This is a genomic window from Paenibacillus marinisediminis, from assembly GCF_054343325.1.
In genome coordinates this window covers 171,481-197,016 of sequence record NZ_JBTGUH010000006.1, presented here as the reverse complement: position 1 = coordinate 197,016, position 25,536 = coordinate 171,481, and the positions used below count along the sequence as shown (strand labels likewise).

At 42.3% G+C, this 25,536-nt stretch carries 24 protein-coding genes; 16 read left to right on the top strand and 8 right to left on the bottom strand.

Going from position 1 to position 25,536, the window contains the following annotated elements:
* Positions 1 to 16: 16 nt before the first annotated feature.
* The 3 genes from ACXX53_RS15245 to ACXX53_RS15235 form a co-directional block, all read right to left on the bottom strand.
* Positions 17 to 838, bottom strand: coding sequence for a carbohydrate ABC transporter permease (locus tag ACXX53_RS15245; protein WP_458569519.1), 822 nt, complete (start codon positions 836 to 838; stop codon positions 17 to 19).
* On the bottom strand, positions 838 to 1,713 hold the full coding sequence (locus ACXX53_RS15240; RefSeq protein WP_458569518.1) for a carbohydrate ABC transporter permease: 876 nt from the start codon (positions 1,711 to 1,713) through the stop codon (positions 838 to 840). Before ACXX53_RS15240 ends, ACXX53_RS15245 begins: the two co-directional genes overlap by 1 nt.
* Positions 1,714 to 1,789: 76 nt before the next feature.
* A complete protein-coding gene (locus ACXX53_RS15235) occupies positions 1,790 to 3,091 on the bottom strand; it encodes an ABC transporter substrate-binding protein (protein ID WP_458569517.1) in 1,302 nt (433 codons plus the stop codon).
* A gap of 185 nt (positions 3,092 to 3,276) precedes the next feature.
* Between ACXX53_RS15235 and ACXX53_RS15230 the strand changes: the two genes are divergently transcribed.
* The 5 genes from ACXX53_RS15230 (at position 3,277) to ACXX53_RS15210 (ending at position 9,064) form a co-directional block, all read left to right on the top strand.
* Positions 3,277 to 5,010 (top strand): sensor histidine kinase, encoded by a 1,734-nt coding sequence (locus ACXX53_RS15230; RefSeq protein WP_458569516.1) that lies wholly within the window; start codon positions 3,277 to 3,279, stop codon positions 5,008 to 5,010.
* Positions 5,010 to 6,467 (top strand): response regulator transcription factor, encoded by a 1,458-nt coding sequence (locus tag ACXX53_RS15225; protein ID WP_458569515.1) that lies wholly within the window; start codon positions 5,010 to 5,012, stop codon positions 6,465 to 6,467. Before ACXX53_RS15230 ends, ACXX53_RS15225 begins: the two co-directional genes overlap by 1 nt.
* Before the next feature lie 16 nt (positions 6,468 to 6,483).
* Complete coding sequence (locus ACXX53_RS15220) at positions 6,484 to 7,368, top strand: class I SAM-dependent methyltransferase (RefSeq protein ID WP_458569514.1); 885 nt, start codon at positions 6,484 to 6,486, stop codon at positions 7,366 to 7,368.
* 77 nt (positions 7,369 to 7,445) lie between these two features.
* The gene (locus ACXX53_RS15215; RefSeq protein ID WP_458569513.1) at positions 7,446 to 8,405 is read left to right on the top strand and encodes an RNA polymerase sigma factor; all 960 of its coding nucleotides are present in this window, start codon (positions 7,446 to 7,448) and stop codon (positions 8,403 to 8,405) included.
* Positions 8,366 to 9,064: a hypothetical protein gene (locus ACXX53_RS15210; RefSeq protein ID WP_458569512.1), complete on the top strand. Its 699-nt coding sequence runs from the start codon at positions 8,366 to 8,368 to the stop codon at positions 9,062 to 9,064. Before ACXX53_RS15215 ends, ACXX53_RS15210 begins: the two co-directional genes overlap by 40 nt.
* Before the next feature lie 96 nt (positions 9,065 to 9,160).
* On the opposite strand, the gene ACXX53_RS15205 is transcribed toward ACXX53_RS15210, so the two are convergent.
* Positions 9,161 to 9,820 (bottom strand): DUF4097 family beta strand repeat-containing protein, encoded by a 660-nt coding sequence (locus ACXX53_RS15205; RefSeq protein WP_458569511.1) that lies wholly within the window; start codon positions 9,818 to 9,820, stop codon positions 9,161 to 9,163.
* A 157-nt stretch (positions 9,821 to 9,977) separates the two neighbouring features.
* On the opposite strand from ACXX53_RS15205, the gene ACXX53_RS15200 reads away from it, so the two are divergent.
* The 5 genes from ACXX53_RS15200 (at position 9,978) to ACXX53_RS15180 (ending at position 13,458) form a co-directional block, all read left to right on the top strand.
* Complete coding sequence (locus ACXX53_RS15200) at positions 9,978 to 10,127, top strand: hypothetical protein (RefSeq protein ID WP_458569510.1); 150 nt, start codon at positions 9,978 to 9,980, stop codon at positions 10,125 to 10,127.
* Positions 10,128 to 10,155: 28 nt separating this feature from the next.
* On the top strand, positions 10,156 to 10,929 hold the full coding sequence (locus tag ACXX53_RS15195; protein ID WP_458569509.1) for a MerR family transcriptional regulator: 774 nt from the start codon (positions 10,156 to 10,158) through the stop codon (positions 10,927 to 10,929).
* Entirely contained in the window at positions 10,923 to 11,582 is a 660-nt protein-coding gene (locus ACXX53_RS15190; RefSeq protein ID WP_458569614.1) for a GAP family protein, read from the top strand. The genes ACXX53_RS15195 and ACXX53_RS15190 overlap by 7 nt, the downstream gene beginning before the upstream one ends.
* Before the next feature lie 365 nt (positions 11,583 to 11,947).
* Entirely contained in the window at positions 11,948 to 12,490 is a 543-nt protein-coding gene (locus tag ACXX53_RS15185) for a GNAT family N-acetyltransferase (protein WP_458569508.1), read from the top strand.
* A 146-nt stretch (positions 12,491 to 12,636) separates the two neighbouring features.
* Positions 12,637 to 13,458, top strand: a complete 822-nt coding sequence (locus ACXX53_RS15180) for a TlyA family RNA methyltransferase (RefSeq protein ID WP_458569507.1) — start codon at positions 12,637 to 12,639, stop codon at positions 13,456 to 13,458.
* Between the two features lie 103 nt (positions 13,459 to 13,561).
* Here ACXX53_RS15180 and ACXX53_RS15175 read toward each other — a convergent pair whose 3' ends face one another.
* Positions 13,562 to 14,617: a hypothetical protein gene (locus ACXX53_RS15175; protein ID WP_458569506.1), complete on the bottom strand. Its 1,056-nt coding sequence runs from the start codon at positions 14,615 to 14,617 to the stop codon at positions 13,562 to 13,564.
* A gap of 304 nt (positions 14,618 to 14,921) precedes the next feature.
* Between ACXX53_RS15175 and ACXX53_RS15170 the strand changes: the two genes are divergently transcribed.
* The 3 genes from ACXX53_RS15170 (at position 14,922) to ACXX53_RS15160 (ending at position 18,685) form a co-directional block, all read left to right on the top strand.
* On the top strand, positions 14,922 to 16,808 hold the full coding sequence (locus ACXX53_RS15170) for an FAD-dependent oxidoreductase (protein WP_458569505.1): 1,887 nt from the start codon (positions 14,922 to 14,924) through the stop codon (positions 16,806 to 16,808).
* 219 nt (positions 16,809 to 17,027) lie between these two features.
* Entirely contained in the window at positions 17,028 to 17,822 is a 795-nt protein-coding gene (locus ACXX53_RS15165; RefSeq protein WP_458569504.1) for a MurR/RpiR family transcriptional regulator, read from the top strand.
* 71 nt (positions 17,823 to 17,893) lie between these two features.
* Positions 17,894 to 18,685: a class I SAM-dependent methyltransferase gene (locus tag ACXX53_RS15160; protein WP_458569503.1), complete on the top strand. Its 792-nt coding sequence runs from the start codon at positions 17,894 to 17,896 to the stop codon at positions 18,683 to 18,685.
* A gap of 83 nt (positions 18,686 to 18,768) precedes the next feature.
* Here the strand turns inward: ACXX53_RS15160 and ACXX53_RS15155 are convergent, their stop codons facing one another.
* Both ACXX53_RS15155 and ACXX53_RS15150 read right to left on the bottom strand, forming a co-directional pair.
* Complete coding sequence (locus ACXX53_RS15155) at positions 18,769 to 19,311, bottom strand: DinB family protein (protein WP_458569502.1); 543 nt, start codon at positions 19,309 to 19,311, stop codon at positions 18,769 to 18,771.
* A gap of 67 nt (positions 19,312 to 19,378) precedes the next feature.
* On the bottom strand, positions 19,379 to 20,326 hold the full coding sequence (locus ACXX53_RS15150; RefSeq protein WP_458569501.1) for a helix-turn-helix transcriptional regulator: 948 nt from the start codon (positions 20,324 to 20,326) through the stop codon (positions 19,379 to 19,381).
* A gap of 255 nt (positions 20,327 to 20,581) precedes the next feature.
* On the opposite strand from ACXX53_RS15150, the gene ACXX53_RS15145 reads away from it, so the two are divergent.
* Together ACXX53_RS15145 and ACXX53_RS15140 are read left to right on the top strand one after the other, a co-directional pair.
* A complete protein-coding gene (locus tag ACXX53_RS15145) occupies positions 20,582 to 21,544 on the top strand; it encodes a phosphotransferase (protein ID WP_458569500.1) in 963 nt (320 codons plus the stop codon).
* Positions 21,545 to 21,599: 55 nt separating this feature from the next.
* A complete protein-coding gene (locus ACXX53_RS15140; protein WP_458569499.1) occupies positions 21,600 to 22,388 on the top strand; it encodes a class I SAM-dependent methyltransferase in 789 nt (262 codons plus the stop codon).
* 65 nt (positions 22,389 to 22,453) lie between these two features.
* On the opposite strand, the gene ACXX53_RS15135 is transcribed toward ACXX53_RS15140, so the two are convergent.
* Positions 22,454 to 23,818 carry a TrkH family potassium uptake protein gene (locus ACXX53_RS15135; protein ID WP_458569498.1) on the bottom strand — a complete coding sequence of 455 codons (1,365 nt, stop codon included), beginning with the start codon at positions 23,816 to 23,818 and terminating at the stop codon, positions 22,454 to 22,456.
* A 221-nt stretch (positions 23,819 to 24,039) separates the two neighbouring features.
* On the opposite strand from ACXX53_RS15135, the gene ACXX53_RS15130 reads away from it, so the two are divergent.
* A complete protein-coding gene (locus ACXX53_RS15130; RefSeq protein WP_458569497.1) occupies positions 24,040 to 25,515 on the top strand; it encodes a protein adenylyltransferase SelO in 1,476 nt (491 codons plus the stop codon).
* The last annotated feature ends 21 nt before the right edge of the window (positions 25,516 to 25,536 follow it).

Sequence of the window (25,536 nt, the reverse complement as noted above, 5' to 3'; positions counted from 1 at the left end):
GGGTCACCTCATATTTTTACTTAATCGCACTATCGACCATGCCTTTGATAAAGTACTTTTGCAAGAATAGGAACACCAGTGAAATAGGCAGAATAGCCAATAGGGCCGAAGCCGCAGCTGCATTCAAGTTGCTTGTCGTTTGCGAGAAGAAAGAAGAAATCGCCAGCGTAATAGTTTTATAGGATGGATCCTGCAATAAATACAATGAAAACTGGTAATCATTCCAGCAATGAACCCCGGCTAAAATAATGACCGATGCGGTTACTGGTTTTAACTGTGGCAAAATGATCGCAAAGAATGTCTTGATTGGTCCACAACCATCAATAGAGGCTGCTTCATCGAGCGCTTTTGGAATGCTAGCAACAAAATTCGAGTACAAAAATATACTAAGCGGCAATTCAAATGTCAGCAGGGTGATCACAATACCCCAGTAGTTATTTACACCGCCCAGATTGACCAAGGTTTCATATAAAGGAACGAGAATACTAAGTGGAGGCACAATCATGATGCCTAAGACAAATCCTTTAATGACTCGATTAAGTCTAGTTTTTACACGTGATAAAGGATAAGAAGCAAGTGCGCCAACTAACACAATGAACACGACAGAAGCAGCCGTAATAATCAAGCTGTTGACCATCGAAAGGAGGATCTTTCCCTCATTTATGGCAGCCGTGAAGTTATCCCAATTAATGTATGATGGCATCGTCCACATCGAGCTCAGATCGCGAGGGCTCTTAAATGCAACACCAATTAGTACATAAATGGGAGAGGCAAAGATTACGAACAAGACGATGGCAACAAGTGTTTGCCAAATGATTGTTTTCTTTTTCGTTTTCATTAGTCGATCTCCCTTTTATCTAACTGACGTAACACAACTCTGTTCACAATCAATATGAGAACGAAAGTAACAAAGCCAATCGCTGAAGCGTAACCAGCCATTTCACTGCCGAAGTACATTCTGTGAACGAGTGTAGATAGTGAATGTGTATCATATCCAGGACCGCCGGAGGTTAGAGCCATAATGATATCAAACAGCTTCAATCCACCGATCAGATTGATAATCACAGCAGACGAGATCGCAGGCATTAATAGCGGCAAGGTAATATATTTGAATTGTCCCCAAGCATTAACGCCATCCACTTTCGCTGCCTCGTAGTACATTTCTGAGATATTTTGAAGTCCTGCCAAATAAATAACCATGGATATCCCGACATATTGCAGTGAATTGATTAGCGTCATGATAATGGTTGCCCTTGTGCCATCTGCCATCCAGTCTACTGGACTGGCTCCAAGCGCGATCAAAATATCATTTATGGCACCAGCGTCATAGCGAACGAAGAAATACATGATATATCCCATGATTAAAGGTGCGATCATGACCGGTAAATACACAACCGTTCTAACAAGCGACTTGCCCCGGAATGTCTGATTCAAATAAATCGCTAATGCCAATCCCAAAATGTTCTGAAGCAGGGTGCTTCCAAAGCCATATACAATCGTATTGATAAATGCTCGATAGAAATTTTCGTCGGTAAACATGCGAGTATAATTGGAGATACCCACGATCTTATATGTCTGCGAGTAACCATTCCAATTGGTAAATGATAAGAACACACCCCTAATAAGCGGGTAGATGACAAACACCATAAATAAGATTAAGGCAGGAATGTACAGTATGTTTACAATGGAGTTTTTCTCACCAGTACGTTTCATATTAATCTCCTTGTATGAAGAGAAGTAGCTGTATCTTCGAAATACAGCTACTTGTTATCACATGTATTCGTAGCAGCTATTTCACAAACTTATCATTGAAGTTTTGTTCCATGGACTTTGCTGCATCTTGTACAGAGCCTGATTTACCTGCAAGAATCTCTGCTCCAGTTGAACACATCACATCCCACATACCGCTTGGCAGATACTCTCTATCAAAGTATGGGAAGGTACGGATGCTTGCGTACTTATCATAGTAATTTTGAATATCGCCAAGGTTTCCAGTTACATCTTTTAAGCCTGATGGATTACCTGTCGCATCTGAAATCGTAACGGCAACTTCTGGCTGTGCAAGATAGTTTAATAGCTCGATCGCTGCTTCTTTATGCTTGCTGTCTTTCCATACGCCTACTGCAACTCTCTCACCTGCGATCAATGAAGGCTCGTCATCTTTGCTCGCTGAAGGAATTGGCATCATGCCAAGCTTGGCATCCGGATTCACTTTCTTGGCATCGATGATTGAGGAGTTTCCATAGAAAGCAAAAGCTGCTTCTCCATTTGCAAGCGCTGTCATATCGCCGTTATAATCAGCGGTCAGAACATCCTTGTTAAAGTATCCTGCCTTCACCCATTGATCCATTAGACCAGCGACCTTCTCCCAAGCAGCTGTATCAAATGTACCGCTCTTCAGTTCATCTCGCTTATTATTGGCATCATTCGTTACGTAATAGGATGGTGCAACCCAGTCGAAGAATTGTCCAATCGTCCAGACATCTTTACCGCCGATCGTTATAACTTCCTTGCCAGAGTCTTTTATCTTCTGAGCTGCAGCCGTGAAGTCATCCCAAGTTTTGATGTCGTCTACCTTAACGCCTGCTGCCGTAAGTACATCCTCGTTATAAATCATACCCGCGATATCAGCGTCGATCGGAAGAACATACATCTTTCCTTCTTTATCAGTAATAACCGGCTTCATCTGATCCGAGATTCTGCTTGCAAATTCCATGTCATTTACGGGTTCCAGGTATTCGCTATAACGAGCAACTGACCAACCATGTGTTGTAAATAAATCGGGTAAAGTGTTTGAAGACATTTTGGTCTTCATGAGCTCTTCATAGCTCTTACCAGGCGCTGAGAATTCAACTGTATAACCCGATTTGGCTTCGAAATCCTTAACTGCCTTCTGTAATGCTTCTGCTTGAACACCTACAACGTTGGTCATAAAGGTTAGCTTTACATCCGACGCTGGTTTTTTAGGTGTTTCTGTTGCCGCTGGTTTTGGAGATTCCTCAGATGCAGGCGGTTTAGATGAACAAGCACCCAGCATGCTTATTGCAAGTATTCCAACCAAAACTGTAGAAAGTATTTTTCTAGCTTTCATTCTTCGACCCCTCCATTTTGAATGTTAATGATCATCTCGGGTTCATTATAAGAAACAATATGTATCCCGGAAATGTAGCGAATCTACACGAGAAGTACAATTTTCTACAATACCCTTTTTTTCACTAATTTCTTGACGGTTGCGCTTACATTGTCCAATATAATGGGTATAAGGAAGTGAGACCGATGCTAAGACTACGGATAAAACCAAACTTTCGATTAAGCTTATACAGCCTGTTTGCGATAAGCATTATACTGCCAATTTTTATTGCAACGATCTGTATTACCGCCTACTTAAATGCTCAAAATATCAAAGCTACGGAGCGGCAAGTCCAAAATATTATTGACCAGGTTGCCATAAATATAAATACGCTGATCTACAATCTTGAAAACGTTGCCAACACTCCGGCGCTATATGTTGATATTTTTAATGCTCTTCAATCCTATAATCGAGGTGTCTTTCTTACCGATATTCTAGAACAAAACAGACTTCAAAGTAATTACATTACTACCTTTACCAAACTGATTTACACGAATAGCAACGACATCGATAGCGTTCGGTTTCTTCCAACCAACCCTAGCAGTAATTTGGTGTACGAAGTAAATAAGAGCCGTGAAGGGCTGCATACCATTGCAATAGATGATTATCATGAAAGCACGAACTTCCAGAAGGCCATTGCCAATAAAGGCAACATGTACTTAACAGGTATTTATGAGAAAGAAATTAACGGCTCCAATCATCGGATCTATTCCGCTCTAAAAGCAATAAAAGATTTTGACACCAAACAGATTATTGGCGTTCTACAGATCGACGTTCTCTCAGAGAATCTAGAAAAGATGATTCAAAGCATCGTCACATCGGAAAATTCATTCATTGCTCTAGCTAATAATGAGAGCATTCTGTACGCCAATAAAGAATATGACACTTCTCTAGAAAATAAAATATTGAACTCCACTGCATCTTTTGAGATTGATTCACATACCTATCGAACCATCCATGCCAATATTTCGTATTCGGATTGGGAAATCATTTACGCGATCTCGGAAGATGATCTTGCTGCATCTAATAAACCCATCTACATATTGTCTATAGGTTTAAGCTTATTGACCATTGGCGTTGCCTTTTTCATATTTCAAAACGTTTCTAACCGACTTGTATTAGATATCAGATCCATTGTTATTGCGCTCAAGAAGATTAGAGGGGGCGACCTAAGAACAAGAATTACCGTCCATCGCAATAATGAATTGAACATGATTGCTCATGCTGTAAACGAAATGACAATTGATTTAGATCAACATATCAAGCAAGAATTCATAGCCGTTGTGGAACAAAAAAAAGCAGAAAATCGAGCTTTGCAAAGCCAGATCAATCCGCATTTTCTCTATAACACATTGAATTGTTTGCTTGCCCTGAACCGTATGGGTGAAAGAAATAAACTTGAAAACGCTATTCTTAATCTAACCAGACTGTTTCAATATACTTCGACTAGCGAAAGAAGTGTCAGCATTCAAACCGAATTGGATTTCCTTGAAAAGTATATCAATCTACAGCAGATCCATTATGAAGATAGACTGTTCTACACCATAAATATGAGCGAATGCTGCAAAAATATCGAGATACCCAAGCTTATACTGCAGCCACTTGTTGAAAATAGTATTATACACGGCATGGGTTCCACCGATGATCCGATGTTAATTGAGATTTCCGCAGCTTATTCAGAAGAAACGAAGATGTACACGATCATGGTCAAAGACAACGGTGTGGGATTTAATATGGATGATCGTAAAGATAATATTGGCCTTGCCAATGTCAAAAAACGATTAATGCTCTGGAACGATAAAGTTGATTTATCTATTGCTTCAACCGTGCATGTCGGCACGATCATTATAATCAAATTCTGTGAACAGGAGGAGACATGATGAAGATTATAGTAGCAGATGATGATAAGCTAATCCGATATTATACGCAAAGCTTGATAGCTGAAGTCATGAACGAGCCCTATGAAATGCTAGAGGCTGCAAATGGGCAAGCATTGATCGATCTATGTTTACTGCATTCACCTGATATCGCCTTCGTTGACATTAAAATGCCGTATGTAGATGGAATCTCTGCCATTGAGCAAGCGAAGATGAGCTGCCCCAACACCAATTTTGTCGTATTGACCGCCTATGCAGATTTCTCTTACGCTAAGCGCTGCATTAGTTTGGGAGTTACAGATTATCTGTTGAAGCCAATTGAGCGGGAAACGCTAGAGAATGTCTTAAACCATCTTAAGATTAAAATAAATAAAGAAACGTCATTTGATAACTTTAAATTTCAGCACAAAGTCATCTCATTGTTCAATAATCCGAATATTAAAAATGTTGGTAAAGATGTGGACAAGAACGTAGAACATGGTGATTTTTTATACTTTGAATTTTTCATTTTATGCAATAACTATGATGAAATCTACCACTCTATTTATTCCAAGCTAAGCAACGAATTAGGTGATCTTGCGGACAACCTGCTGAAGTACGGGAATAAAAGTGCACTTTTCCATTCTAAGAGAGGGAATCTTGCTCTTGTTATTCAATCGGTTAAAGATAATCAAGATTACATTATTCATTCAATTAATCTAATTCTGAAAGAATATAATAAGAGCTGTAACATTAGCTGTTTAAGTACAAATTCATCTACCCTTACCCTTTTACCTGAACATGCAGCAAACATTAATCAAAAGTACTACTGTATTTTTGCCAATAAAACAGGAATAGTTCATGATATCCAAGCGGCAGCATCCGGCTTAAGCCCTGATGATTTTGCATTTTTGGAGCTTTTTTTCAAGGTGATCTCTGCTTATATTGATGGGAACGAACCCGAATACACCATTCACATTAAAAATATTCTGAGTCATACCAAGATGAATTTATTAAAGATTAATTTCGAGGAACTGCAATCGTATACGAATAAAATAACGGGTCAAAACCTAAAAGAGCAGCAGAGTCCAAAACAGTTTTTTAAAGAGCTGCTGGCATTAGGCGAAGGCTTAAAAATCAACATTAGTCAGTCGTCATTGAATAAGATGGATCTGATCAAAGAATATGTCGATAAAAATTATATGAAAGATATTAGTATTACAAGCATTTCTGAAATTTACAAGCTCTCGCCCAATTACGTAAGCAAGCTCTTCCATGAGAAGTTCGGGACAAAGTTTACAGACTATTTAACTCAGGTCCGCATCTACAATGCTAAATTACTCCTAGCATCAAATAACGATATTTCTATTAAATCGGTCGCTTCAATGGTTGGATACAATAGTCCAAGGCATTTTACAAACATATTTTACAAGTTAACTAACATCTATCCTTCTGACTATAGAAAAAGTTTAAAACTTTAGACGAGGTGAGATCGCAGTGCTAGCATGCTTTCAACAGCTCTTTGTCAATCCCGCCGATGGACATGAACTTGAATATACCGGTACTTACAGGAATGGAAATTGGGACAATGGCTTCTTAAAATCTACTGATCATGAGTGGCAAGTCATAAATGGCGTGCCGTACTTTGACAGCGATAGAGAAGGCGACCAATTCTCGCAGGAGGATATTGATTATTGGACAAAAGGCGGTCGTTTCCAAAGAAGATGGATGGAAAAAGACAATAAGGTTGAAACGCCTCATGATGTGTATCATTCTCTTTGTCAGAAAGCGGCCGATTTGAATCTGCCGATCATGGACATAGCGTGTGGACCAGGCATGGGCTTATTGCCGGATATTGTTGCGAAAAATCCCGATATACCGTGCTTAGCAACCGATGCTTGTTCTTCGCTCATATTGCACTGGCACAAGTTTATGATCGATAACCATATCATCTCAAATATCAGCTTCGCTTCGTTCGATGCTGCTAATATGCCGATACGCTCGAATTCAGTTGATGTCATCACGAGTTATATCGGTTTTTCATCGTCGCTTCGTTCTGCTGGTGCTGATGGAATGAAGGGTATCCATGAAGCATATCGCGTGTTAACACAGGGCGGGTATATATTTGCAATCGAAAGCGCCTGGCAAGACCGAACTGCTCTACGAGAGGTGTATAGGCTTTGGGGAAGAGATTACAGGTTCAATGATCATGAGATGAGTTGGTATGAAAAATTTGAAAAAGCCGGCTTCCGCGTTCTCGAAGAAAAACCTCAACTTGTTAGATTATTAACGCCTCAAGACAACGATCTCGGAGAAGCCGCAGCAAAGTTCGGAATTGAGATCGGATTGGAATACACCGCCTACGTAGTTCAGAAAGTCTAGTTTTTACTACCCAACCTTTTTCGTTTTCGATGCAGTATATAGTTGAGTGCTACCCGATAAGGAGGAGCTTTCAAGTCATGGATAAACAACAAGCCAACCTTGTCATCAAGGATTACATTAAGCCGCTGTATGGATTTGCTTTGAACAAAACGGGCAATATCGCCGAAGCCGAGGAGTTGGCGGGAAGAATGACGCTGGAGGTTTACCAGACGCTTCTCAAAAAGACGGAATTTCTGGATCTGAACAGCTACGTCTTTAAGATCGCTCATTATGTATGGGCGAAATACGTCGGCGAGAAAGTGAAGGCGTCCAACCAATTGCGGATAGATGACAACGAGGTGATATCCAAAGACGAGGGCTTCGACGCGATCATCCATCAAGAAACTGCTGGCGCATTGCGGCGGGAAATAGCTTTTTTATCTCACCAGCAACGGGAAATCGTAGTCAAGTACTATTACGGGGGCATGAAAATTAGAGAAATCGCGGCTGCGATGGATCTTTCCAGTGGCACGGTCAAATGGCACTTATTCGAAGCGAAAAAGGAGCTGAAACACAAGATGAACACAATCCGATCGATAGGCAATCTCGGCATCAATCCGATTCGCATGACAAGATTAGGGCATAGCGGATCCCCGGGCAATAAAGGCGATACCGCCGACTTTCTGGCGACGGCGATCAGACAAAACATCGCTTTCTCCGCTTATCACAAGTCACTCACGGTCAATGAAATCGCCGAAGAGCTAGGCATTTCTCCTGTATTTATCGAAGATGAAGTCGAAGTCCTAGAAGAATACGGCTTCATGGATCAATTACCTGGCGGAAAATATCGTACAAATATGTACATTGAAGATCCGTCGCAAACGAAAAGTGAGGCACTACACCGTTTGTTCGAAGAGTATGCCGAGGTTGCCGTCGAGCATTATTTCAAGACACTTTTCTCGATGGCTGAAGTGTTCCAAGAGACGGTGTCTATATTCCAAGCGGAGACATCAATCTGTTGTTATGGAGCCTTATTCCGTATGCTAGTAAACAGCTGAGCTTCAATGAGCTTGATCGGGTAAGCGATGAAGAGGTTTCAGTCAGCCGTAAAGATGGCGGCCATTACGTCGCCTTTGCAACGATCGACAGAGAGTTTAATGTCAGCTTTGACCGCAGCCAATATTATTTTTGCGGCGATATGAGTCGCGATTCCGATGAGCACGCAGTAAAGGCATGGCAGATCAATACGTGGTGGTGCGGCAGGCAGGGCGACTGGAGAGACAATCTGAGTTCGGATTTTATCAGCCTGATGCACGTGATTAATGGAGATTTGCCGCAAAACCATGCGAACATCGACGCCTATCGCCGTCTATTCGACAAGCAATATTTGCTGCGAACGGAATCTGGCCTTGAAGTTAATATTGTTTACTGCAAAGATAAACAAACAGGAGAACGTCTACATGCGGCAATTCCTCAACCGTCCGAACGAATTATAGAAGCCGCCATGAAATTGGATCAAGCTGTCTATCAATTGAATCTCGAAGGCCAACCAGCCCATGCAGATAAATATGTGCGTTACTGGTCGCAGAACAACATGGCGTCGGGAACAATGCGCACATATGTACTCAAACATTTGGTCGAGTACGGCATGCTAAAAATACCTGATCTGCAACGGCAAAAGGGCATTTCTACGATCATGTTCATGAACCAAAGCTAGCGAGGGGTTACCGATAGTTGGATAAAGTGAGATCAAAGAAGGGGCCATCCTGCAGAGGAAGGCCTTTCTTCGCGAATTATAGCCTTTCGAAATGTTTTATTTAATCGTTATATCTCCAGAAGTTGTTTGGAGCTGCACATGAAATGAGCCATCGCCTGTTTGTCCCTGTGTCTTTCTGTTACTTTGTTGTGAATTATTCAGAGGAATACCGACAGATTGTCTTCCACTCCCAGATTGCAACAGCCAGTTTATGTTGGAGTCCTTGTCTTCTAGATTTAGAAGAACATCACCACTTTTGACAGAAACATTGATGTCGCTATCAATTTCTAAATAGTCAAGCGATACATCTCCGCTGCTTCCTTTAATATCGAGTTTTTGTGTGTTCAGATTATGTATCTTTACGTTGCCGGAAGAACCGTCAATCGTTACTTGTCTCTCATAACTGTTTGGAATACGAACGGATAGCTGAGGCATTTTCCCGATATTTACGATGTCTCTGAGATCACTCTTAAGCTGAATATTGATGGTATCTTCCTCCTTATCAATAACGATTCCGGGTCCATTACTATTGATCCAAGATGCTTCGAGTGACTCGATATCCACTGATTCTACTACTAATGTTGTACTGCCGTGGTCGATATGGATGTTATTGATCCCTTTTAGCGACACCGTTTGTGCATATTCTTGATTGTTAGAACTACAGGCACTAAGAAACAGCATCACCACCAAAAGCAAACAAACGTAATATTTATTCATATCCTCACCTCTTCATTATTGTGAACATGATTATATAAGCTTACGTTACGTCAGCATCAAGCTAACTTGCGCAAAAATATTTTAATCATAAAAATACTTGAAAGTGACGTTGCGTCATTATGTATAATCAAGCCAATGATGAAAGGGGATAGTAGATATGAAACAAGGTGATATTCTTATTTATGCATGTGTCATTATAGGAGCAGGGATTGGACTTATGATGGATCTAGCTTTTCCTGGAGTACTAGTCGGCCTAGGATTGGGTTATCTCATTAAATATGCTGTGTATAAAGAAAAAGAAAATTAGCATTTTCCATCATCGGAGGTGTCTGTAATTGATTCATATCAAGGAAGTTGCGAAACAAACGAATATTACGGTTAGAACACTTCGGTACTATGATCAGATCGAATTATTGACGGCTTCATCCAAAACAGAAGGGGGACATCGTCTATATTCAGAAGAGGAACTGAAGAAGCTGCAATATATCCAATTTTTAAAAGGAATGGGTTACAAGCTGCAAGATATTAAAGATATGCTATCCGACTCGAATTGGAATTGGTCGAACAGTTTGAATAGCCAGTTAGCTTATATCCTTGAAGAGCAAGAAAGATTAAAGAGTATAGAGTCGTCTCTGCGGGAATTGATCAATGGGATTGCAGTCGAAGGCGGGGATGAGCGGCTTGCGATACAGAAACTTATTCAGCTATCGAATCAACATAAAAAAAGATTAGCGACCTTTAAGGAGAACGTGTTTAACGATAAGGAAATCGAGCTTTTGACAAAGCTTCCTAAAATGAGTGGAGAAGACCCCGATTCTCTGGAGTGGATCGCTTTGCTAGGGCAGATAAAACGATATACGAGAGATGATCCTGCTTCTTCAAGAGTGCAAAACATCATACGGCGTATGGTAGAAAAACAATTGGAAGATTTCAAAGACGAAGACGAGTTTGTGAATAAATTATGGGATATACGAAAATCCCCAAAGCAATCTAAGAGTCTCGGACTGTACCCTATAGACAAGGAAGTTCTTGATTTTATGGAACGGGCATATGACATCTACATTTCTTCCTTACAGGAATCTTCCTTGGAGCAAGGAGGAGTATCGTGAGTCTGGAACTTCTTTATTCGGTAGGGGGATTAGCGTTATTGGATACGCTTAGTCCAGCAACACTGGGAGTGACGGTATATTTGCTGTTAACGGAGAAGGAGCGATTATGCTCACGCTTAATGATATATTTAGTGACAGTTGCGGTATTTTATTTTTCAGTAGGCGTCGCTTTGATGTTAGGCTTGGATGCGTTGCTAGCTTCGTTCTCCTCCATCTTTCAGAATCGGATTGTGAGTTGGGTTATGCTGATCATTGGGGGGATTCTGTTTGTAGCAAGCTTCTTCTACCCTAAGAGTAAAAAATCGGATTTGCCAAAGCCGAAGTCCAAAAGTAAGAGATCCATGATTGCACTCGGGTTCACGACATCACTGATTGAAGTGGGGATGGCGGTGCCGTATTTTGCTGCGATTGGTCTTATGACTACTTCCAATTTAGCAGTCGTTCAGTGGCTCCCGATGTTAGCTGGCTATAATTTTATAATGGTACTACCGCCATTAATCCTGTTTACCTTGCATTTATTATTAGGGCGAGTAATGAAGAGACCGTTGGAAAGGCTTCAAATCAAGCTTTCGCAGCATTCAGGATCGGCTATTTCATGGGTCATGTGTATCGTGGGGTTGATCTTGGTTGTTAATAGTTTAGATTATCTATAAGAATGGCTCTGTTACATGTTATGGTTGATTTCTATACGACAAGCCCATAACTGATTTAGCAAAAAGAATTGCAACGTAATCGGCAAAATGTTGTACGGAATACAACAATACTTACAAAGATCCACGATAATAGGAATATTGTTGTACGTTATACAACATTATGCCCTCAATCCCCCTCATTTCATGGTTAATTGCTAGACATTGTTGTATTCTGTACAACAATTCTATGGAATTAGGTCATTTGAAGCTCATATTGTTGTACTTTATACAACATTGTGGGTCATCCTGAGCTCTTCGTATATCAACGACTAACCATAACATAACCATAAGAATAAGAATACAGACAACAACGGAGGGAATTTAAGATGGCCATTACATATTGGACAGGACAAAATCTGAAACTAAGAGCTATTCAGCCTGAGGACATTGTTATCTTTGAACTGCTAGATAATGAAATCCTACGGAATATGGATTCACTTCATTTTCCCCGCACAGAGACTCAAATGAAAGATTGGGTAGAAGAACAGTTGGAAGAGGAAGATGCTTTTCGTTTCATTGCAGTTGATCAAGACAACAATATTGTTGGTATGATTGAAACTTTTGATTGTGATCGAAAAAATGGTACCTTTGATTATTACCTGGCCGTATTTGAACCCTATAGAGGAAAAGGGTATGCCAAAGAAATGATCCTGATGGTTCTTCACTTTTTCTTTTTAGAGCTTCCTTATCAAAAAGTGAATACGACGGTTTATTCTTTTAATAGTCCATCTATACGCCTACATGAAAAGGTAGGTTTTGTGAAGGAGGGGCAACTGAGAAATATCATTTACACCAGAGGGGCCTATTATGATGGCATTTGCTATGGAATGACAAGGCAAGAGTTTGAGATAAATCACACCTCCAATTAGAAAATATTGTTATAATATAGAAAAAAACGGAGTTGATGCTGCATGTATCATTTGTTGGTTGAAATATAACGTTATGACCAGCCTATAAGAGCTCCGCCTTCTGAGAAGTCCCGAACAGAGACTATGAAGAAGAGGAGCGGAATGAGTTGAACAAGCGAAAAGTGCCTTTGTGGAGTTTGCTGCTGGAGCGGGGTTATTTTGAAGACCGGAAGCAGGCCGCAAGCTGGGTCATGTCGGGCAAAGTGTTGGTAAACGGTCAATCTGCTGTTTATGAAGGCGAGCAGGTTAAAGAAGATGTTGTGCTAACCATTAAAGGTCATGAACAGAAATATATCGGAAAAGGCGGACTCAAGCTTGAGGGCGCTTTAGACCATTTTCAGATCGATGTTGCTGGTAAAATCGCTTTGGATACGGGAGCCTCTACGGGCGGATTTACGGATTGCTTATTGCAGCACGGCGCTGCGAAAGTGTATGCGATCGATGTCGGATACGGCCAACTGGCGGGTAAGTTAAGGCTTGACCCCCGGGTCGTGAACATGGAGAAGGCCAATATTGGTTCCGTTTCGAAGCTGCAACTGCAGCCCGGACCGGAATTCGCTGCACTGGATCTTTCTTATTTGTCTTTGAAACAGGCGATTCCGCTTGTGGATCGCCTGCTGGAGCCGGGCGGCGAAATGCTCTGTTTGGTCAAGCCTTTGTTTGAAGTGTCCGACCGGCATATACGCAGGTCGGGGATAATCGACGATCCGGACATATATAGGAAAATTCTAGAGGATCTCGCTCATTTTTCGGAAAGTATCGGGCTCAGCGTACTTGGTATCTCGCATAGTCCGGTTACTGGGAACAAAGGGACGAAAGAATTTTTCCTATGGCTTGGTCAGGGCGGCTCTCCAGCAAGAAGAGATATCGGAAGGGATATCGATGCTGCTATCCATGAGGCGGTCAAGTTGGAGGCATATCGTAAATAAAGCCATCGACATGATTTAAGGATCTGAGTGAATCGAATGAATAGTAGCTTTTAGTTGAGGGGCTTTCCTGGAGATAAGGAAAGCCCCTTCCTTGTAGGAGGTTTTATTTCATAAACGTACCATTGCTATAGGTGTATTCCTCAAAGAGACCTTGAGATCCATACGGCAGCGTGATCTTGTTATTACTTATCTGAATATCAGACTGTCCTTCCGCACTCATGAGAAGCTCTAGCGGAGAAGTACCATTTTCAAGCGCAACAAAGTTATAGCCGAATACCCATACAAATGTTTGGTCCAACTGATTACTTGCAGCCACTACCACTTCTGGAGTTCCATCGTTATCGAAGTCATGATCCTTGAGATACAGACTGAACCCAGATTGGAGATCGCCGAACTCATCGAATGGTCCATCTTCGTTCGCGGGTAGATCGAGTTTCCAACCTGTTTGCATGCTGTCGATTACGACACTTAGATTGATTCCGTTTGGTGTATCTAGACCGATGATTACGGAAGCTTTCTCTCCATCCAGTTTGAGAGGAATTTCCTTGTCTTGGTCTGTTATGTTCCATAATAGAAAGTTTGCTAGGGTAATGTCAGATGTATTCTGTACCGCGTCCTGATCTTCTTGTTGTTTTGTTTCTTTAGTTGGACGATCTGACTGGCTGTCCTGCGATCCCCCCAGTGTTGGTGCAACTTCAGAGTTCTGCACAGTTTCTTTTGGTTGTGACTGCTTACCTTCGTATTTATCCGTTGCTTCTGCCAATAACAGTGTCCAAGTAGGAAGTTCCATCATTTCTCCATCTACTGAGAATTCGATAGGCTTAAACTGCCCTGGACCGAACACTTGTAATATGGAACGGATATGTACACTTACACCTTGGTCCGAATATGTAGATTGGTACATGACGTACTTATCAATGTCGTCTTTATTTCCGTTGCGTGTTACTTGGGACCATTCTACATCGCTAAATATTTTATTGTTTTCGAGCACCTCTTCTATAGCGTAAGGTTTCCCTGGAATAGCTGTACCTTCTTTAACCCATTGGACATATTTATTACCGAATCCACCTCTTGAGAAGATAACGACGGCTAAAATCAGGATAACAACGGCTGCTGCTGAACTAATCAGAACGACTGCTTTCTTTTTATTACTACCCATTTGACACCTCTTTAGGAATTTAGTCTGACTACTGGCAAGGCTTAAGAACTATGCAAACAAAACTAATTATAAGTAATAGAAGATATATATGGAAGTGATATTTATTAGCTGCAAACTGCCGCTTGTTATCTTTCTACTCTTCTGAATCAGCCGAGTGAACGTCTTTCGCAGACGTCTGGAGTTGAAGAAACCTATGTTAAAGTGATATTGTTACAAAATTCACAAACCGGGGGTAACAAACTATATGAAGAAATGTAGAATTATACTGAGTTTGGTTTTATGTATTTCTTTAATTTTTTCTATTGTGGGTTGTTCAAGTAACACAGATAGTTCAAAGAGTCCTGCGTCTGAAAAAACGAGTTATAAAGCGGGGACATATACAGGGACTGCCAAAGGTAATAATGGCCCAATTAAAGTTGAAGTCGTATTTTCGGAAGATCGCATTACTTCCATCGAAATCAAGGAACATAATGAAACACCTGGGATCTATGAAAAAGCGGCAGAGCGTATTCCAGCCGATATCGTGGAACATCAATCACTAGGTGTAGATGCCGTAAGCGGTGCGACAGTTGTAAGTAATGCTATTGTTGAGGCGGTTGCAGATGCTGTACAGCAAGCGGGTGGAGATGCAGAAGCACTCAAATCGGTTGCTGTTACGAAGGAAGAAGGCAAGGCGGAGGAAATGACGGTTGATGTTGTTGTTGTAGGGGCAGGAGCTGCCGGAACTGCGGCTGCATTAGCATCTCTCGAACAAGGAGCTGACACGCTTCTGATCGAGAAGACAGCAGTGGCTAGTGGTGCGGGAACGTTAGCAGGCGGTATGTTTGCGGTAGACAGCACACAGCAGAAAGAACAGAACAAAGTTATCGATAAAGAGTGGTTATTTAATAAGTATATGGAAACGAGTAACTATCATGCGAATGCAAGATTGGTTCGTTCCATCATGGATGAGTCAGGGGAAACGGTCGATTGGTTGATTGAGAATGGAGCGAACTTAGTTCTTACGGATCCTGGGCAAAGTGGTCAAAAAGCGTTGGTCGGTACTCCAGCTACCATCCATGGATATGTGGAGGGCGGTTCCGTTGCCTTAGAGAAGCTTCGCAAGCAGATTGAAAGCAAGGGCGGCAAGATCATGTTCGAGACACCTGGGGAACAATTGATAAAGGATGACAAAGGCAACGTTACAGGCATTATTGCCAAAAAGGCGGACGGCGGAGAATTAAAAATACATGCTAAATCGGTAATCCTCGCAACTGGAGGATACGGCGGCAATGCTGAAATGATGAAAGAACATTTCGGAGAAAAAGCAGGAACAGGCTTGATCTCTTCTGCTACAGGAGATGGACTTAAAATGGCTTGGGATGCTGGGGCCGCTGAGTTTGGCACAGATCTTGCGCAGTGGTACCATTACATGCCGAACCCTGAATTGAGCAAGAAGATGGAAGACCCGTACGTGCTGTGGGATTTGACTGCCTTGCCGCTCTTATGGGTGAATAACAATGGCGAACGCTATATTAATGAAGACGTTGTGTTTGACTTTGCATATGGGTCAACGGCCATCTACGAACAACCAGGTGCCTCGCACTGGGCTCTATTTGACCAACAGTTGATTGAGACGGTAAAGACCAAGGGGCTTATTGAATACGCTGACTTATACAGCTCGTTTAAAGGCAAGAAACAAGGCTTTATGGAGTTTAATGAACCATTTGATACGGATACCAACTATAAGTCTACGGTTACTCCTATTGATCTTACGCCAGTTATAGAAGAAGCGATTGAATCCGGGGTTATCGTCAAGGGAGATACTATTGCAGAGCTGGCAAGCAAAATAGGTGTAGATGAACAGACACTTACTTCTTCCGTTGATCGCTATAATGGATTCAGCAAGAAGGGCGTGGATGAGGATTTCTTTAAAGATCCGGAATATCTTCATCCTGTGGAGAAAGGACCATTCTATGCTTTAAGTACTTCTGCACGTTGTCTAGGGACGCTTGGCGGCGTAAAGATCAATCAGGACATTCAGGCCGTTGACGATCAGGACAAACCTATTCCTGGACTATGGGTAGCTGGAAATGATGCAGGTGGAATGTACGGCAATACTTATATTGGAATAGAAGGCGGTACGCTTGGTTTCGCCTACACATCTGGAAAGATAGCTGGGGAAAATGCAGCTGAATACGCGAAAAAATAATAACCAGTAAGGCCAAAAGAAGAAATCTCTTTGAGCACCCTCTTATCGTAGTCATTGGATAGACACCACTGGTGTTTATAGCCGATGAGTATCTATAAGGGGGTGTATTTTTATAGAGTGATAAGTTGACTATCCTTTCTGTGCCAGAAGGTATAAACTTTGTGGGAGACAGAGCTGTACTGTAGGGACATGAGATTGATGTTAAAGGGGAAATAAGGGATGCAAAGTATCTTAGCATTGCTGCAATTCTACAACACCTATGATCACGATGATATTTACTTTAGTGTAGCTAAGAATTTCATCTATCAATTTGATCAGATCAGTGATATGAGCCTCATTGAAATAGCTGAAAAATCATATTGTTCTCCTTCTACCATCACAAGGTTTTGCCGCCATTTGTACTATTCTAGTTATCCTGAATTACGTTTAGAATTATCGCGATTAAGACAGCAATATGTTCTCAATGTGCTTTCCACTCAGAAAAAAGTTTCGATTATGGAGAATAAACCAGTTGGCGGGAAAAATATCATTACACAAACGATTGATAGTTCGTTAGACCAATTTGATTCGTCACAAATAAATTCGTTCGTTAAGACACTGCAGTCAAAGGCTAGGATTGGCTTCTATGGATATAGTGTTCCTCAATCGGTATGGCTGTTGCAAATTGACCTGCTCATGGATGGTAAAGAGTCAACGGCATTCTTAGATCCTAGGTATCAAATAGAAGATGTCCAATCTTTAGATGAGAATAGCTTCGCCGTATTTTTTCACTATACGAATGACGAGACCTTTTCCATTGAACAAATGATGCAGGAAGCCTCACAAAAGGGAGCTAAAGTGGCACTCATTACGAATACGTCGACGCTATTTTCGAATCAGAATGTTGATGTTATGTTTGAGTTCCCTTATCATTCCCTAGCTCTAAGCTTTATAGTTGTAAACGCACTTATTACGCACATGTCGTTAGAATACCAGCAACAAAATATGAATTTGACATTAGAAGCGGTACATTAAAGACGGCTATTCTTCTGTGTGGTAATATAAGGGTTAAACTTTATCCGTCGTCGGTAAAAGGGGTGTGTGTATTGAGTCAGTGGAAAGAGTTGACCCATGAATCTCGAACGAGATGGGATGGGATAGCGGGGTTCTGGGATGACTACATGGGCGAACACAGCAACCAATTCCATCGTGAAATTGTTAGGCCCAAGACAGAAGAATTGCTAGCGGTAGATGAAGGTCAGATTATACTTGATATTGCCTGTGGAAATGGGAACTTTTCACGAAGATTAGCCGATTTAGGCGCAAAGGTTGTTGCATTTGACTATAGTCCTAAAATGATCGAAAGAGCGAATTTAAGGTCAGCAGATTATGGGGATCGAATCGAATATCAAGTGGTTGATGCGACAAACTATGATTCATTAATTGAACTTGGAACGGAAAGATATGATGGCGCAGTAGCCAATATGGCCTTAATGGATATTGCGGATATTACTTGTTTAACGAGAGCCTTGCAGCAATTGCTGAAGAAAAATGGTGTTTTTGTCTTTTCAATCCCTCACCCTTGCTTTCAAACACCTAGCACAAGGAAGATACATGAAACGGAAGTTATTAAGGGGGAAATTGTAACGAGAAATAGTGTGCAGATCTCAAAATACTTAACTTCTGAGTCATTTGAAACAATAGCCATAAAGGGTCAACCTGTTCCGCATTTCATATTTCATAGACCCTTATCGTACTATATGAACTTGTTTATAAGTTTTAATTTTGTGCTTGATGGATGGGAAGAACCCAGCTTTAAAATGGATGAGCATAGCAACAACCGATTCGATTGGTACGAGCTCCCGCCTGCCGTAATATTCCGATTTAGAAAGTTGTAAGGTTATCCGCCTAGGGGGAATGTACGAGACTGTCGAATAATGATCGGCAGTCTCGCTGCATTTACGGGAGATTAGAGAACAGGCTATCTCGGTAAGTTATCCACGTGCTGCTTCAAACGCTCCAGCTGCCTCAGATGATGACGGTAATGCATCTCGATAAGCAAGAACCATTCTTTAGCATGAAGGCCCCCGAATCTCGGATGGGGTACTGTACTTTGGACAGATGCTCCTTCAAGTGTTGGTTCAATTTCTTTCATTCGCTGGACAACCGTGGCTAATCCTTGGATCAGCTGATCCTTGGTTTCGGGCTGCACGGGTGTATATTGAGGTGATGGCGGAACATGAATGCGTATAGGCGGAAAACTCCCTTGTACAAATATGGCTGCGCCTTCCTCGGTTTTGCCCATTAAAGTAGTTGCAGAATCACTGCTGTGCGCTAGGCATTTCTCAATATTGTGGAGATGCATGTACAGCGCCGATTGAATCAAATGCTGGTACATTTGCCCGATCGACCACTCGTCTTCCGTCAGTTGGAACCTCAACTGATCTATACTGAAGCCATCCAATTCATGAAGATAGTGAGCCATCGTTTCTTGTAATCGCTGTAAAGCTTCTGCTGTGTTCATATCGTTTCAACAACTCCTTTAGCATCGTTTACATGAATCATACAAAAACGCTACTGACAACGTTATGTCAGTAGCGCTTTAACATATTATCTATTTCATTTTGGATGTGATCACGGAAGTATTCAGGCTCGAGCACAACGACATTCGATCCCCAGCTGAGCACCCAATGCAGTATTTCCTCGGGCCGGCGTACGCGTAGAATCACATGCAGGCCATCTTCACGCTCCTCTGCTGCCTCCATATAATAGTTGTTCGATTCGATTACCTTGCCCGCAATATCAGGATTAACCAGAATCCGAACGATCAGGTGACGATCATCCGCGGGTCTGTAATTCTCTAGGTGAAAATCCGAAGGCACCTCGAAGCTTTCTTCCAGCACCGTAAGGTCTGTCATGCGCGATAAGCGGAAATGGCGGATTTCATTTCGCAGTTCACACCATGCGATCAATGTCCATGAGCTTTGCACAAACACTAATCCATACGGAGCTATAGTCCGTATGCTATGCCTACTGCCGTTGCCCTCAGGTACGCTTTTCAAATATTGAAAATTCAGCTTTCGCCTTTGAAGGATCGCGCTGCGGATTGCCTCCATATAAATCTTCTCTGTTCCTGGTACAGTTTCTTTACTGGGAGAGATCAGCCGCATGGTTTGGCGTATTCTTAACGCTTCCTGGCGGACATTGTCCGGCAGAATAGCCTCAATCTTGTTGCGGGAAGATAATGCCCTCATGCTATATCCCACGTCAAATCTTTGTTCTATAAAATCCGTTCCGATAAGCAGCGTCACAGCCTCTTCCGGCGTAAATCGGATTGGCGGGAGAAAGTACCCTTCCATCAACGAATATCCTTGCCCCGGGGCACCGACCACAGGTACCCCGGCCTCGCAGAGAGCCTGAATATCGCGGTAAATGGTCCTGACACTCGTCTCAAATGTGGCGGCAAGGTCCTCCGCCCTCACGAGTTTTTTGCGCTGAAGCTCCAGAACGATAGCCAGCAAACGGTCCGTTTTGTTCAATGCTGTACCTCCCCAATGAATCCTTCCTTATAAAATGATAAAGCTCACGCTGAAGGTTTAGGATTAAAGTAATATCATCGTACTCTATAAGCATCAGAATAGGCAAAACGTGTTTTATTTCCGCTCAAAGTAAAATGCAATATATGCTTATACTTAATTAATCCAAAGCAAATCTAGACAATATATGGTACAACTCTCATATGATCATAATGATGAAAGTAGGGATTGAGCTTGTTTCAAGTAGCCTATTCACTCTTGTCGAAGGAAGCACTATTATCATATATCAAAGACCATTATGAGGTTGGCGAACCTATTAGTTTCCGTTATTTCCTTAGGGGAATGAACGATACGTATATACTAATAACCAATCAGCGAAGATACATTTTCCGAGTGTATCGTGCAGATAGAAGAAATGATTCAGAAATTGCATTTGAATTAGATCTGTTGAATCACCTCCATGACTGTGGCGTAAACGTTTCAGTACCGATTGCTAGGAAAGATGGAACTTATATTAGCGATTTCTTGGTCCCTGAGGGTATTAAGTATGGGGTTATGTTTAGTTATGCTGAAGGACATGAAAAGCCAATTCATAGCGTAGAAGATAGTTATTTGTTTGGAAGTTCAGTTGCACAACTGCATAATGCTGCTGATCACTTTACGAGTGAGCACGCAAGAGGTCAGCTTGATCTTGAACACCTGATTGAGAAGCCGCTTAATACAATCCGACTACATATGGAACATCGTCAAGAGGATTATGATTATCTCTATGAACTTGCCATGCGATTAAAGGGACATATCATGAATCACCTGATAGAAGGGCTAGAATGGGGATTATGCCATGGGGATCTACATGGGAATACGAATGTGGCCTTTACCGACGACGGGAAACTGACTCATTATGACTTCGATATATGTGGTTATGGATGGAGAGCGTATGATATTGCAGAGTTCAGGTTAGCAAGGGAAATTCATAGTGGACATAATCTAGATGAAGTAGAAGAGTTGTGGCAAGCATTTTTAGAGGGATACAGGGCCATCAGAGGTATTAGCGAACAAGATATTCAAGCAGTGCCCATATTCGTTGTGCTTAGACAGCTGTGGCTCTTTGGTTTATGTTTTGAGGAAACAGAACTGCTGGGAGAAGCCGACTTCGATAATGGATTTATAGATAGTAAGATGGAGTATTTCAGAAAAATTGACGTATCGTTTCTCATATAGTTTGTACGATTCAAACCCCTAGTCGCCGTAGGCGAAGAATATGGAGGATCATCAGGTGGAATCTACACAACAGAATAATAAAGCATGGAACAATGGAACTTACGAATCTTGGGTTAATCGGTTTGGAACGCCAAAGGAAGCTATTGCGAAAATAAAGCAAGATCCAAAGAAGAGAATAGGAACGCCTTTTAAGTATATGGGCGAAGATTTGGAAGGTAAGAGAATAATCAATCTACTTGGCTCAAACGGAAATAAAGCAGTAGCCTTAGCGCTTTTAGGAGCAGATGTAACGGTTGTTGATTTCTCTTCTGAAAATGAGCGTTATGCCCTGGAATTAGCGAATCATGCAGGTGTTGAAATAAGATACATCGTTTCAGACGTATTGAACTTACCAGCATATGAATTAGCTAATCAATACGACCTTGTGTTTATGGAGTTTGGCATCCTTCATTACTTCACTGACTTGTGCCCGTTATTTCATGTGGTGCATAGCCTTCTTAACGATGGCGGAATGTTGATATTGCAAGACTTTCACCCTGTATCTACTAAGCTAATCATCTCCAAGGGAACAACAGCAAACATTCGGAAGCATAAGGTTGCAGGTGACTATTTCGATACAACACTTGTTGAAAAAGATGTTTCCCATTCTAAATATTCAGATCCTGAGTACATCAATGAAACGGATCAGAAGGTTTATCTGCGCAATTGGACACTTGGTGAAATTGTTACAGCAATTGCGAATGAAGGTTTGACGATCAAAGTGTTGGAGGAACTCCCCAATCTTTCTTCCGAGGTGTTCGATAAAGGGATACCTAAAACATTTACAATAGCAGCGCAAAAGTAATGGTAACAAAGAAACCACTCCTTTATTGTCAGGAGTGGTTTTGCCGTTTGACTCAATTTATTTGATTAACCCGAAATTACTCGCTCTACTGGATAGTGGATATTGGTTTTCGTTTTCTTGCCGCCAATGATAAATAAGAACGAAGTTAAACCGATTCTTCCTATGAACATCAACACCATGAGAATACTTTGCGCAAAATTGCTGAGCTCCGGGGTAATTCCAGTAGACAAGCCTACCGTTCCGAAGGCAGAGCAGACTTCAAGAATTATAGCAATAAGCTGTTGGTGTGAATCCGAAATGCTTATAGCGATAACCGACATCATACACATGACAATAGCTAGCAGCGTAATAGCCAGTGATTTCATGACATCATCCGGATGAAGCTCGCGGTTAAAGACTTTGATCTCACGGTTTCCTCTTGCAAAGTGATATAAAAATAACATGTTTAGAGCTAATGTCGTTGTCCGAATGCCCCCGCCTACAGAGTTAGGAGATCCGCCAATAAACATGAACACACTCATAACCAAGAGCGTCGATTCTGAGAATTGCGTAATATCTAATGTTGTAAGCCCCGCACTTCTTGTCGTTGCCGCTTGAAAGAAGGCATAGAAGAAGCTTTCATGCCACGATAAACCCTTGAAGAAATGTTCATATTCAAGCAGTAAAATAAGAATTGTCCCCACAACAAGGAGAATGAAGTATGTAAGCGTCGTTAGCTTCGTAAATAATGAGAAGCGGAAAGGCTGTTCAAGCTCGTTCTTTTTCCGGAATATAAACTGCTTAACTTCAATTAAGACAGGGAACCCGATCGTGCCAAATATAATGAGAAAGATGGTTACTAGTTGCACAAAATAATCGTGCGCAAAAGGGATAAGGGAGTTCCCGGTTATGTCCATCCCAGCGTTTGTTGTCGCACTGACTGATGCAAACAAGCCCTGCATAAATGCTTCCTGCCAAGTCGGGAAATAGTTCAAATAATGAAGTCCCAATATGACGGCTCCTAAGAGCTCTGTTACTAAAATAATCTTGAGAATTTCCTTAACGAGATGAACCAGTCCTGACAATTGAAACTGATTATTGTCAACCATGATCAAGCGGCGTTCACGCAATCCGATCTTTCGACCCAACAGTAACCAGAAAAATGTACTCATCGCCATAATACCTATACCCCCGAATTGCAGTATAAGTATAATCGCAAAATATCCTAATTCATTATAGGTTTCTGAAATATTAATAACACCTAGACCTGTATCACTTACCGCGCTGACGGCTGTAAAGACGGTATCAAAAAAGTCTACTTCAACCCCAGGCTTATGCACGGCTGGGAAACTCAATAACAGAATAGATACGGTTACAGCCAGTAAATAATAGCCGGTTATAACCTGAGCGGGTGACCGTCTCTCCAGCCAGGCGCGCACTTTACTGAACATGGATAAGCTATCCTCCAATATATTGTAAATAACAAGATGTCTCGTCAACCCTTCATGTCCGAGTTGATTCAATCGGTGTATATCATACCCTTTGCATTCTTGCTTGTAAAGAGAGGGATTCACTAATAGGTATTTAGTATAATAAATAGGAAGAAGGAAATCATAATGGAGCTAGTCTATGTCCATACAATCATAATTCCTGTTCGAAATAAGGAGATACGATGACTGAGAAGAACGCGATAACAGATATGGGATGGAACTTCGACAACAGTTATGCCCGTCTGCCGGAATCATTTTATACTAGGCTCAACCCAACACCAGTACGGGCACCGAAGCTAGTCAAGCTGAATGAACCCTTGGCAGCATCCTTGGGGTTGAACGTTCAAGCGCTGCACAGTACTGACGGCACGGCGATATTTGCCGGCAACCAGATTCCAGATGGAGCCTCGCCGCTTGCGCAAGCTTATGCGGGGCACCAGTTCGGGCATTTTACCATGTTAGGCGATGGCCGGGCGCTGCTGCTTGGTGAGCAGATCACGCCTAGAGGTGAACGGTATGATATTCAGCTTAAAGGTCCGGGAGTGACGCCATATTCCCGCCGGGGAGATGGTCGTGCGGCGCTTGGACCGATGCTGCGTGAGTACATCATGAGCGAAGCCATGCATGCGCTGGGTATTGCGACCACTCGAAGCCTAGCGGTTGTATCGACGGGTGAACCCGTCTTCCGCGAAACGGAGCTTCCTGGTGCGGTTCTGACTCGTGTAGCCGCCAGTCATCTGCGCGTTGGAACCTTTCAATATGCAGCAAAATGGGGTACTGTTGAGGATCTCCGAGCTTTGGCTGATTACACGCTGCAGAGACATTTTCCAGAGGCTGATCTTGGTGAGAACCGCTATCTTGCCCTCCTGCGGGAAGTGATCAAGCGTCAAGCCGAGCTGATTGCCAAGTGGCAGCTCGTTGGCTTTATTCACGGGGTGATGAATACCGATAATATGGCCCTTAGCGGAGAAACTATTGATTATGGCCCATGTGCATTCATGGATACCTATGATGAAGATACGGTGTTCAGTTCCATTGACGTTCAAGGCCGCTATGCTTACGGCAATCAACCGCCTATTGCTGCTTGGAATCTTGCGAGATATGCGGAGACGCTGCTGCCTCTGCTGCATGACAATGAGGAGCAAGCTATCGAGATGGCCGAGGATGCGATCTCCGAGTTTGCTGAGCTGTATAACCGCAATTGGCTCGCAGGAATGAGGGCTAAACTAGGGTTATTCCATGAAGAGCCGCAGGATGAATCCCTTATTGAGGATCTTCTTAGCATGATGCAGAAGTATCGTGCGGACTTCACCAATACGTTCCGAGCATTAACATTTGATAAGCCTGAGGACAATGCTCTGCATGGCAAGGCGGAATATGCTCAATGGCATGAGCAGTGGCAGGCGAGACTAGGCAGGCAGCAGGAATCTAGTGACGCGTCTCACCAGCTGATGCGAAACAGCAATCCCGCGGTAATCCCGCGCAACCATCGGGTGGAAGAAGCGCTGGAGGCGGCAGTGGAACGAGGGGACTACAGCGTGATGGAGCGGCTTCTGGCTGTTCTTGCGCGTCCCTACGCACACACTCCGGAACAAGCGGAATATTCCACGCTGCCTGAGCCATCGTGCAATCCTTACCGAACATTCTGCGGTACTTGATGCAGGGCATACGGAAGAACG